The following is a 2217-nucleotide window of genomic DNA, read 5'->3' as shown; positions in this document are numbered from 1 at the left end:
CACATACACTGCGTCATACCGTCCTGATATCCCTGATAGTCCTGCGTTACATGGCAATCGCATTTGACCATAAGAGAAAAGAAAGGGGCGGTTTGTGGCAGGGGTGCCCCACCCCCTCCGCCCCCCTTTAGAACCCCCCGCAAGGGGGCCAGCCCCCTTGACCCCTTCCTGCGCAACCTTTGCGATTGCCCTGTCCTGCGTTAATTTCATGCACACAAAGTCTGTGGAATTTGCTAAGATAAGACTATGCAGTTTGCAATGTCAAGGGCCTTGGTACATGGCAGAAGAAAAACGGTCTTGATTGTTTAAACTATGACTGCCAGGAGACAGTTTTTAATACAGTTGGTGCGGGTCTTTTTTCTGGTCTGTCTGGATGTCCTGGCCTTTTATGCGTCGCTGTTTGCCGCCTGGTATATCAGGGACGACCTGTTGCCCCTGGTGTTTGGAGGGTTGACCGAAAACTTCACCTTTGCTATGTATGTGGGGTTGTGGTGGGTGCCGGTTACTTATGTGTCGTTCAATGCCTATAACGGGATGTACGGCACCAGACTGCCCTTCTGGGATGACACCAGGCGGTTGAGCACAAGCATTACGTTGAGTATGTTGATTGTCATGGTGATCGTCAATATCGGCCAGATGTCGGCAGAGATATCACGTGTGATCCTGGTGCTGCTGTGGTGCATATCGCTCTTTGTCTTTCCTGTATGCCGGTTGTTGGGCAAGAGGGCGCTTTTTAGGTTTTGCATCTTTAAGACCAGGGCGCTTATACTCGGAGCGGGTAACACCGGCAGGCTTGTTAACCAATGGTTGACACGTGAGAAGGCCATCGGCATTGAGGTTGTGGGCTTCCTCGATGACGACCGACAGAAGATAAACACCCTGGTCGATGGCAAGATGGTCTTTGGAGAGATATGCAGCTATGCGCAACTGATCAAAAATCTCAAGGTAAGCACGGTAATAATTGCCCTGCCCTCACTTGGCCCCAAGCGTATCGCCACGCTTGCCTTTGAACTGCAACTGTGCATAAATGACATCATGATCGTGCCAGACCTCTGTGGTGTGGCGCTGTTAAACACGGAGCTGCTACACCTGTTTTATGAGGAGATATTCCTGCTGAAGATCAGGAACAACCTCAAGTTTGTCAAAAACCGCATTATAAAGCGATTGTTTGATATTGTTTCGGGCATTGTCCTATTGCCGATGCTGTTGATTATGGTTGGGATTATTGGGCTGCTCATACGGCTTGAGTCACGGGGGCCTGTTATCTATTCGCACCTGAGGATCGGCAAGGGAGGAAGACTATTTAAGTGCTACAAGTTTCGCACGATGGTCAAGGATGCCGACACCATGCTTGCCTCCCTCCTGCAGAGCGACTCCAATCTAAGGGAGTGGCAGCAGCACTACAAGTTGACAAACGACCCCAGGGTCACCAGGATAGGAAACTTTCTGCGAAAGACATCGCTGGATGAGTTGCCACAGATATTCAATGTCCTCAAGGGGGAGATGAGCATTATTGGTCCGCGTCCTGTGACCGAACACGAGGTGGAGACCTACTACAAGGAGTTGGCCGAGGCATGTTTTTCCGTGCTGCCCGGTATCACGGGACTGTGGCAGGTATCGGGCAGAAACGATACCACCTACGACTACAGGATCAGGCTCGATAGCTGGTACATCATGAACTGGTCCCTGTGGCTTGACATCGTCATACTGATAAAGACCGTTTCGGTGGTGTTCTTTATGAAGGGGGCCAGATGAGATGTTGTTATTTCGTAACGTTGTCAAATTATCCGGGGATGTGCTAATCTATAATTATAAGACGACAGATAGCAAGGGAAATAGTTAAAAGTATGGCAAAAAAGAGAAGAATAGTGTTCATAAGTCATTGTGGGACCGACACTTGGGTGGCAAAAAAAGTCGCGGATGAAATAACCTCACGTGGGGCACAACCTTTTCTTGAAGAGGTTGGTGGATATGTTGGAACAGAATTTGAGGAAGAAATTCGTAACATGCTTTAAAAGACAAGTGAACATTTAGTGTTGTATACTCCCCGGGCTATTAGTCGTCCATATATCTGGGCAGAAATTGGAGTTTCCTGGTCACGGCGCATACTGATTGCTGTTTTGCTGTGTGGATTGACAAAAGAGGAATTTCTGTCTAATATTAATGTACCTGTTTTTCTAAAGGGAAGAGATACTATTAGTATCAACGACATCGATA

At 48.2% G+C, this 2217-nt stretch carries 3 protein-coding genes; 2 read left to right on the top strand and 1 reads right to left on the bottom strand.

Annotation, left to right across the window (positions count from 1 at the left end):
- Nucleotides 1-312: 312 nt before the first annotated feature.
- Together wbaP and HWQ67_RS16815 are read left to right on the top strand one after the other, a co-directional pair.
- Nucleotides 313-1755 carry an undecaprenyl-phosphate galactose phosphotransferase WbaP gene (wbaP, locus tag HWQ67_RS16820; RefSeq protein ID WP_218253843.1) on the top strand — a complete coding sequence of 481 codons (1443 nt, stop codon included), beginning with the start codon at nt 313-315 and terminating at the stop codon, nt 1753-1755.
- Nucleotides 1756-1847: 92 nt separating this feature from the next.
- Nucleotides 1848-2015 (top strand): toll/interleukin-1 receptor domain-containing protein, encoded by a 168-nt coding sequence (locus tag HWQ67_RS16815; RefSeq protein WP_218253842.1) that lies wholly within the window; start codon nt 1848-1850, stop codon nt 2013-2015.
- Here HWQ67_RS16815 and HWQ67_RS16810 read toward each other — a convergent pair.
- A partial coding sequence (locus HWQ67_RS16810; RefSeq protein WP_218253841.1) for a hypothetical protein occupies nt 2012-2217 on the bottom strand: 206 nt, incomplete at its 5' end. The genes HWQ67_RS16815 and HWQ67_RS16810 overlap by 4 nt on opposite strands.

Origin of the sequence: Candidatus Magnetobacterium casense (assembly GCF_019173545.1) — a bacterium.
Lineage (GTDB): Bacteria > Nitrospirota > Thermodesulfovibrionia > Thermodesulfovibrionales > Magnetobacteriaceae > Magnetobacterium > Magnetobacterium cryptolimnobacter.
Note: the sequence above shows the minus strand (reverse complement) of the source record. Positions and strands in the feature narration are given on the sequence as shown.